Source organism: Deinococcus planocerae (assembly GCF_002869765.1).
Taxonomy (GTDB): Bacteria; Deinococcota; Deinococci; order Deinococcales; family Deinococcaceae; genus Deinococcus; species Deinococcus planocerae.
The window spans coordinates 23,809-30,002 of the sequence record NZ_PNOR01000041.1 but is presented as its reverse complement, the minus strand read 5'-3'; the positions used below and the strand labels follow the sequence as shown (position 1 = coordinate 30,002).

Annotated in this window: 10 protein-coding genes; all 10 read right to left on the bottom strand. The window is 68.9% G+C overall.

The window, feature by feature from the left end; all coding sequences use genetic code 11:
* Positions 1–126: 126 nt before the first annotated feature.
* The 10 genes from A7B18_RS18210 to A7B18_RS21595 all read right to left on the bottom strand — a co-directional run bounded on the left by A7B18_RS18210 (position 127) and on the right by A7B18_RS21595 (position 6,134).
* The gene (locus A7B18_RS18210; protein WP_102128113.1) at positions 127–447 is read right to left on the bottom strand and encodes a PIN domain-containing protein; all 321 of its coding nucleotides are present in this window, start codon (positions 445–447) and stop codon (positions 127–129) included.
* Complete coding sequence (locus tag A7B18_RS18205; RefSeq protein ID WP_102128112.1) at positions 444–674, bottom strand: antitoxin; 231 nt, start codon at positions 672–674, stop codon at positions 444–446. Before A7B18_RS18205 ends, A7B18_RS18210 begins: the two co-directional genes overlap by 4 nt.
* A 79-nt stretch (positions 675–753) precedes the next feature.
* A complete protein-coding gene (locus tag A7B18_RS21600) occupies positions 754–933 on the bottom strand; it encodes a hypothetical protein (protein ID WP_146009586.1) in 180 nt (59 codons plus the stop codon).
* Positions 934–1,033: 100 nt separating this feature from the next.
* Positions 1,034–2,113, bottom strand: coding sequence for a PilT/PilU family type 4a pilus ATPase (locus A7B18_RS18200; RefSeq protein ID WP_102128111.1), 1,080 nt, complete (start codon positions 2,111–2,113; stop codon positions 1,034–1,036).
* A 44-nt stretch (positions 2,114–2,157) separates the two neighbouring features.
* On the bottom strand, positions 2,158–2,613 hold the full coding sequence (locus A7B18_RS18195; protein WP_102128110.1) for a DUF488 domain-containing protein: 456 nt from the start codon (positions 2,611–2,613) through the stop codon (positions 2,158–2,160).
* A gap of 54 nt (positions 2,614–2,667) precedes the next feature.
* Complete coding sequence (locus A7B18_RS18190) at positions 2,668–3,237, bottom strand: DNA-binding protein (protein WP_102128109.1); 570 nt, start codon at positions 3,235–3,237, stop codon at positions 2,668–2,670.
* A gap of 32 nt (positions 3,238–3,269) precedes the next feature.
* Entirely contained in the window at positions 3,270–4,172 is a 903-nt protein-coding gene (locus tag A7B18_RS18185; protein ID WP_180970230.1) for an acyltransferase, read from the bottom strand.
* 158 nt (positions 4,173–4,330) lie between these two features.
* Entirely contained in the window at positions 4,331–4,765 is a 435-nt protein-coding gene (locus A7B18_RS18180) for an isochorismatase family protein (RefSeq protein WP_102128108.1), read from the bottom strand.
* Positions 4,766–4,860: 95 nt separating this feature from the next.
* Positions 4,861–5,646 (bottom strand): enoyl-ACP reductase FabI, encoded by a 786-nt coding sequence (locus A7B18_RS18175; protein ID WP_102128107.1) that lies wholly within the window; start codon positions 5,644–5,646, stop codon positions 4,861–4,863.
* The gene (locus A7B18_RS21595; protein ID WP_146009585.1) at positions 5,643–6,134 is read right to left on the bottom strand and encodes a hypothetical protein; all 492 of its coding nucleotides are present in this window, start codon (positions 6,132–6,134) and stop codon (positions 5,643–5,645) included. Before A7B18_RS21595 ends, A7B18_RS18175 begins: the two co-directional genes overlap by 4 nt.
* Positions 6,135–6,194: the final 60 nt, after the last annotated feature.

Sequence of the window (6,194 nt, the reverse complement as noted above, 5' to 3'; positions counted from 1 at the left end):
GTATCTGGGGAGGCAGGTGCGCTGCTTGGGATGGTCGAAGATTTTCAGACAAGGAGACAGGAAGTCGGAAAACGACCGCTGCCAGTTGTGGGGGACGGGCACGCCTGCCAGGATCGGTCACCACGGCTAGGGGCGGCTGAGCGCCGCCCCTGACTGACAAAGTCCTGTTAGACTGGCGCGGACTTCGGCGGCTTTTTCTGCGGCGCTGTTCTCGAAGGGAAAGACGTACAGATCAGCCAGGAAGTTGGTGAGTCGCCTGGCGTTGGTGGCCTGCCTGGAACTCCGCCACACGCCGAACCACAACTCATGGAGGGAGAGGCTGGAGATGCCGAGGCTGTGGCCCGCCTCCGTCACCTCGGCCATCCGTGCCCGCACCCGTCGCGGGTCCTCGTTCATGATGGAGATGCAGATGTTGGTGTCGAGAAGATACAGCCGGGGACGGCTCACAGGATGGGTTCCCGCTCCTGTTGCTCCGTGGGCTGCTCGCGCTCGATGGGCCCTTCGATAGAGGCCAGGGCGTCGTAGATCGCGGCCCCGTCCTGTTGCTTGAGCGGTGTGATGATCAAATCTCGGCCACGGCGGGTAATCTCGACCTCGCCGTAAGGCAAAGCGAGTTCCTGGGGAATCCGGACCGCCTGGCTGTTCCCACTTTTGAAAACTTTGCTTCTGGTCATGGGCTCACCCCGCCTGAGTATATACGGTATATACGGAAAAAGGCGGACGCTCAGGCCCGCCTCCCTGCTCTGGGCTCTCCTACTCCTTCGCCAACGGGTTTCGCCCCAGGATCGCCACGGTCAGGATCACCACCGCGAAGCCCCCGATGATCACCTTCTGGGCCGGTTGTCCGTACGAGAAGGCGAAAAACCCGACCATCGCCCCGACAAAGCCCGCCACGAGCCGTTCCGACGGGTCCATCTGTCCGTTCTTCGTCATGGTCGAATTGGACGCCGGGCACAGCAGGGCAATCCCGCCCGCCCTCACTGTGTGGAGGCCCGCTCAAGGGACGGTCAAAGGGGGAGAGGAGGCCCCGCCCTTACGCGTACTGCCGGGTCATCATCATGATTTTGAGTTCGTGGGGGCTGGTGGCGGCCTGCATGGCGTCGTCCTCGCTCATCAGGCCCGCGGAGACGAGTTCGGCGAGGTGCTGGTCGAAGGTGTGCATCCCGCGCGCGCCGCCCTCCATCAGGGCCTGCTTGATCTCCTCCATGCGGTCCACGTCCTTGAGGCACTCGCGGACGGTGGGGGTGCCCAGCAGGATTTCCATGCCCAGCACGCGCCCGCCGCCCAGCCTCGGCAACAGGCGCTGGCTGATGACGGCGACGAGACTCTCCGACAGCCCCAGGCGAATCTGGTCGCGCTCGTGGGGGGCAAAGAAGTCGATGATGCGGTTGACCGTCCGCACGGCGTCCTGGGTGTGCAGGGTGGAGAAGACGAGGTGCCCGGTCTGCGCGGCGGAGAGGGCGGCCTCCACGGTCTCCTTGTCGCGCATCTCGCCGATCAGGATCACGTCGGGGTCCTGGCGCATGGAGGCGCGCAGCCCGGCGGAGAAGGTCATCGTGTCGGTGCCGAGTTCGCGCTGGGAGATCAGGGCCGTCTTGTCGCGGTGGACGACCTCGATGGGGTCTTCGAGGGTGACGATGTTCACCGGGCTCGTCGCGTTGATGTAGTCGATGATGGAAGCGAGGGTGGTGGTCTTGCCCGAGCCGGTGGGCCCGGTCACCAGGATCAGGCCGCGCTCGTGGGCCGCGAGGCCCTCGAAGGTGGAGGCGGGGAGGCCGAGGTCGGCGAAGGAGGGGATGGGCTTGTCCTCGATCACGCGCATGATCAGGCCCACCGAGCCGCGCTGGAAGTAGGCGTTCACCCGGAAGCGGGCGAGGCCCGGCACCCCGTAGGCGAAGTCGGCCTCGCGGCGGGTCACGAAGTCCTCCCACATGCCGGGGCGGTTCATCATCTCGCGGGCGAAGACCTCGACGTGCTCGGGCGTCAGCCGCGCCTCGCCGAAGCGCTGGATCAGGCCGTTCACGCGGCCCGCCGGGGCCGTTCCCGCCCGCAGGTGGATGTCGCTGGCCCCCCCCTTGACCATGACCTGAAGTAGTCCGTTCAGAACGCTCATTGCCCCGAGGGTACGCGAGGCCCTCTTACACTTTTATGCGGTCTTCAGGGGCTCCCGACATGGAGGTGCTCCACTTCCCCCACCAATCCCAGCTCCCGCAACCGGGCGGCGATCAGCGAGCGGTGGCACGCGCCGGGATCGGCCTCGTAGCACAGCAGGCAGGTGCGGTGTCCGGCGGCAAGGGTGCCCAGTTCCTCCAGCGCCTCCCCCTGCGCGGCGAGGTGGGCGTGGTAGCCGCGCGTCAGGAGGCCGAAGTCGTGGCTCAGGCGGTACTCCTTGCGCAGGCTGGGCGGGGTTCCCAGGGCGCGCAGGTGGCGGTACAGGGTGCCGCGCTTCCGCAGGGCGTTCGACAGCGCCGTCTTGCTGTAGCCCCGGCGGCGGCTTTGCGCCCGCTCGCGCGTGTCCACGAGCAGGGTCACGCCGTGCGCGCCCAGGGTGGCGAGGAAGGCGTCCAGATCGGCGTTCTCGTAGCCGATGGTCAGCAGGGGAGGCAACGTCATGCGCCCAGCGTAGGGGCCGGGCGCGGGCGGGAGGGTGGCGGAGGTTGGCTTGACTCAGCCTTCCTTCGCCCCGCGCAGGCGGCGGCTCTCCAGGTCGGCGTGCTGGTTGAGGTAGCGCAGCCAGCCCTTGGGGGTGAGCGGCCCCAGGCTGTTGTGCTCCACGGTCGTGCCCTCGGGCGGGGGAGCGGCGTGGAGTTGCCGGGTGAGGTCCACCGTTTGCGAGCGGGTCTGCGAGAGGAGGTCCTGAAGCTCGCGCAGGGTCACGCCCGCGGGGGGCTTGTAGGGGTGATGTTCGTCGCGCTCGAACTCGCGCTGGCCCAGCGCCACCCGCAGCCGGTTTTGCCCCCACCGCTCGATCCCGATGATGTGGGTGAGGGTCCCGCGGTTCGCCTCGGTGTCGGCGGCGCGGGCGGCGCGCCCCGCGATGAGGTTGCCGCCCCGCTCCAGCGCCTGCCCGAGTTCGGTGTAACTCGCTCTGGCCGCCGGGCGCTCGAACACCTGGGCGACGATGAAGTCTTTGACGTCATCCTTGCGGTTGCGGGCCAAGAGGGCGGCTCCGGCAGCCACGCCGACGCTGGCGACCGTCACCACGGCGGGCACGAACACCTTGCTGCGTTTGGTCATGCCCCCAGTGTACGCAGTGTACGGGCCCCGGCTCAGCTCTGTTCCTGCGGGGTCCTGACCTGATTCTCCTCGGGCGCGGGCTTGCGCGTCTGGTTGGGCGTGGGGCCCGGAAACTGCGGGTTGGCCTTGCGCCCGGGGTCGTGCGGGTAGACGCGGGCGTCCACGTCGTACTCTCTCGGCAGGCGCAGCTTGAAGCGGGTCACCTTGGCGGGCACGCCCATCGCGATGCCGTGCGGGGGAATGTCGCCCCGCAGCAGGGCGTGGGTGGCGAGCATCGCGTCGTCGCTGATCACGCTGCCCGCGAGCACCGTCGAGTGGTAGGTGATGCGCGCGCCGCGCCCGATCACGGTGCGGCGCAGGGTCACGTCCGGCCCGTCGAGGACCGAGTGCGTGTGGCTGTAGATGTTCACGTAGTCGCTCACCGAGGCGCCGTCGTGCAGCTCGATCCCGCCGATGTCGTCGAGCAGCACGTAACGGTGCACCACCACGTCGTCGCCGACCTCCATGTTATACCCGACCGAGAACTCGACGTTCTGCCAGCACTTGAAGTTGCGCCCGACCCGCTTGAAGATGTGCCCCGCGAGCAGGCGGCGCACCGGAATGCCCGTCACCGGATTTTGCCCAACCGGGGTGAGGTCGAGGTTCTTCCACAGCCACAGCAGCGGCTTGACCTGCGCGAACCTCTCGGCGTCGGTCGCCATGTAGGACTCGGCCTCGAAGGTCACGTTGCGCGCGTCGAGGTTCAGGGCCGCGAGGGGCGCGTCCGCGAGGAGTTGCCCGTACGCCCGCCCGTACATCGCCTGCGCGAGGATGTCCCGCGCCAGCACGCTCCGGTCGGTCGCCGGGTCCGCGAGGCGCCCCTCCAGGTCACGCAGGAACTCATTATACGCGGCCTGCGCGTCTCCGTCGATGCTCACCGGCTTCAGCCACGTCACGCCCGCCACTGTAGCGCGCCCCCGCCCGCCGCCATAGAGTTTAAAGCAGTTTTGGAAATGCTTCTGGGTCCGCCAGCGTCCGTCCAGGAAGAAAATGCTGTGCCACAGCGAGAAAAGTTTTCTCCACGGGTCCTAGACAGGGGAGAGGGGAGCGGCCCTCACCCCGGGGTTCCCAGCGTTTGAGGCTGGGCTTCGAAAACCCGGACCTCGTACCCCAGGCCGCGTGCCGTCTCCGCCGTGGCGGGCAACAGCTCGGTGCCGGGCAGGGTCAGAAGGTGGAGTTTCGTCACCCCGCGCCGCCGCAACTCGGCATCGAGCCCCGAGCCCGCGAAGGCGTCGGGGTGCGCGGCCCGCAGCGGCAGGTCACCCGCCTCCGCCCGGAAGTCGGGGTGCAGCACCCACCCCCGCGAGAAGGTCTCGCCCGGCGTTCCCGAGGCCCCGTCCCACTGCACGTGGACGACGAGGGAGCCCGCCGCCCGCGCCGAGAGCACCCGCCTCTGCCACGCCGCCGACAGCGCCCGCTCCTGCGGGTGGTCTTCCAGGTGGTGCCGCTGGGCGGTGAGCAGGAGGAGGGCCACGGGCGTGGAGGTCATGGGCGGATGATAATGGGGGGAGGGGCGCGGTACGCAGGGCGCGATGCGCGGGAAGGGCACTCATTCACCGCGTCCCGCTCACTGCCTCCCGCGTCCTATTCCACCTTCATGCTCATGATGCTCGCCCCGGCGTCCACGTACATCGTCTGGCCGGTCACGCCGCTGCCCAGGTCCGAGAGCAGGAAGAGGGCCAGTTTGCCGACCTCCTCGGGGGTGGCGTTGCGGCCCAGGGGGGCACTCGCGGCGGCCTTCTCGTACATCGTGCCGAAGCCGGGGATCGAGCGGGCGGCGATGGTGCGCATCGGCCCGGCGCTGATGGTGTTCACGCGGACTCCCTGGCCGCCCATCTCCGAGGCGAGGTAGCGGGTGGCCGCCTCCAGCGCCGCCTTCGCCACGCCCATGACGTTGTACTTGGGCACGACCTGCTGCGAGGCGTGGTACGTCAGGCTGACGATGCTGCCGCCGTCCCGGAGCAGGGGCTCGGCGTGACGGGCGGTAGAGACGAGCGTGTAGGCGCTGACGGTGAGGGCCGTGTTCCAGTCCTCGGGGGTCGTGTCGAGGAAGCGGCCCTCCATCGCCGTGCGGGGGGCGAAGGCGATGGAGTGGACGAGGATGTCGAGGCCGCCGAACTCGTCGCGCACGCGGGTAAACAGGGCCGTCAGGTCCTCTTCCACCGTCGCGTCGGCCTGCTGGGACCACACGCCCTCCCGGCCCGCGAGGAGCTTGTCGAGTTCGCCCCTGAGGCGCTCGCCCTGGTAGGAAAAGCCCACCCGGCACCCGGCGGCCAGGAGCTGCTCCGCGATGGCCCAGCCGAGGCTGCGCGCGTTGGCGACGCCCATCACGAGGGCGGTCTTGCCCGACAGGTCAACGGAAACGGTCATGGGCGTGACTGTAGCAACCCGGCGGGTCTAGGCGTTGGAGCGGGTGCAAGGGGGAGGGGAGGGTGGGCCAGATAAGCCCGGGCACGGGGGAAAGGATCGTGCAGAAACGCTTCTGGACGCTGGAGGCCGAAACGAAGACAGCAGGCGGCGAGGTCAGCCCCACCCTCATGGAGATCAGCCCGCCACCCCGGGTCCAGGGCGCGGTAGGCCCGGACGTGCTGGCGGAGGAGCGCCCGCTCGGACACGAAGCCTTGCGCGTCGAAGGCCATCTGGCCGTCCGTGACGTAGACGTGCGTGCCCCGCCGTCCTCCACACGGCACGAGGACGCGCGCCGTGAAGCCCGCCCCGGGAGACGCCGCCAGGAACGCGAAGGCGAGGACGTGACAGGCCCCCGCGCTGAAGAACGCCACGTCGGACCGCGCCCACACCCGCGCCGGGTCGCGTTTCTCGTCCGGGGTCAGCGCCCAGGCCAGGATGGGTCTTCGCACCGTGATCCAAAGCGTAACCGGACCGCCCCCGCTGGCTCAACGGACCGTCAGAATTCGGTG

Bases quoted from the DNA above. Each gene is read 5' to 3' on its own strand.
- A7B18_RS18205 (WP_102128112.1), bottom strand. From the start codon at position 674: ATGACCAGAAGCAAAGTTTTCAAAAGTGGGAACAGCCAGGCGGTCCGG.
- A7B18_RS21600 (WP_146009586.1), bottom strand. From the start codon at position 933: ATGACGAAGAACGGACAGATGGACCCGTCGGAACGGCTCGTGGCGGGC.
- A7B18_RS18200 (WP_102128111.1), bottom strand. From the start codon at position 2,113: ATGAGCGTTCTGAACGGACTACTTCAGGTCATGGTCAAGGGGGGGGCC.
- A7B18_RS18195 (WP_102128110.1), bottom strand. From the start codon at position 2,613: ATGACGTTGCCTCCCCTGCTGACCATCGGCTACGAGAACGCCGATCTG.
- A7B18_RS18190 (WP_102128109.1), bottom strand. From the start codon at position 3,237: ATGACCAAACGCAGCAAGGTGTTCGTGCCCGCCGTGGTGACGGTCGCC.
- A7B18_RS18180 (WP_102128108.1), bottom strand. From the start codon at position 4,765: ATGACCTCCACGCCCGTGGCCCTCCTCCTGCTCACCGCCCAGCGGCAC.
- A7B18_RS18175 (WP_102128107.1), bottom strand. From the start codon at position 5,646: ATGACCGTTTCCGTTGACCTGTCGGGCAAGACCGCCCTCGTGATGGGC.